We start from the raw sequence: 1224 nt of genomic DNA, 5'->3' as shown, positions 1-1224 counted from the left end.
ATCAATACCAGAATGAGTGCAGTTAGGTATTGATACTGTTGGGGTACTGACCCAATATCAGCCTTTGATACTTAATGATTATGTGGGTAACGGTAAAGCYTGGGATTTAGATCTAGATGTTGGAGGGGTTTCTGTTCTTCCTCCATATCAAGGGAAAGAAGGCGGCGAGTGGTATAAAGGAACAGCCAATGCTGTTTATCAAAATATCCAATACATTGATAACTATGATCCGGAACACGTGTTGATCCTATCAGGTGACCATATTTATAAAATGGATTACAGCAAAATGCTTGATTATCATATCGAAAAAAATGCAGAGGCCACAATAGCTGTCATTCAAGTACCTTGGCAGGAAGCAAGCCGTTTTGGCATTATGAATACGAATGAAGCCGATAGGGTTACTCAATTCGATGAGAAACCAAAATATCCAAAGAGTAACCTGGCTTCTATGGGTGTTTACCTTTTCAATTGGAAGACCTTAAGGAAATACTTAATTAACGATGAAAAAGATGTGAATTCATCCAATGATTTCGGCAGCAACATTATTCCAAAGATGCTGGAAGATCGAAAAAAACTTTTTGCCTATCGTTTTAATGATTATTGGAAGGATGTTGGAACCGTTGAGAGCCTTTGGCAGGCACATATGGATTTATTGGAGGAAACACCAAATTTCCAGTTGGATGATCAGCAGTGGAAGATTTTTGCTCGAAATGCAAATCACCCTCCACAATATATATCATCAGAAGCAGAGGTCAGCCAATCGCTTATTAATGAGGGCTGCATGATACATGGAAACATTGATCACTCCGTTTTATCCTATAATGTACAGGTGGGATATGGATCAACGATTAAAGATTCAGTCATTATGCCTAATGTTACGATTGGTGAAAACGTTCATATAGAAAGAAGTATTATTGCCAGCAATTGTGTTATAGAAGATGGTGCTGTAGTAGGCAATTCAGCCGTTAATTCTGAAATTACCTTGATAGGCGAAAATCAGACCATTACAAATCCAAACAAAAAAAAGATTACTCTTAACTAGAAAAAGGGGACGATGTTATGGATAACGTGTTGGGAATTATTAACTTAATCAATGAAAGACAACATTTAAAAGAGTTGACTGCTCATCGTAATGTAGCATCCGTGCCATTTGGTGGACGTTACCGTCTAATTGACTTTACGATGTCGAACTTCATAAATGCAGATGTATCGAAGGTAGCCGTT

At 37.9% G+C, this 1224-nt stretch carries 2 pseudogenes; both read left to right on the top strand.

The window, feature by feature from the left end:
- Positions 1-25 precede the first annotated feature (25 nt).
- Positions 26-1042: pseudogene (locus AC1DUW_RS29630) on the top strand (glucose-1-phosphate adenylyltransferase); the annotation flags it as partial.
- Positions 1043-1059: 17 nt separating this feature from the next.
- Positions 1060-1224 (top strand): annotated as a pseudogene (locus AC1DUW_RS29625) (glucose-1-phosphate adenylyltransferase subunit GlgD); the annotation flags it as partial.

The organism is Peribacillus sp. P4_C12 (assembly GCF_056402095.1).
Note: the sequence above shows the minus strand (reverse complement) of the source record. Positions and strands in the feature narration are given on the sequence as shown.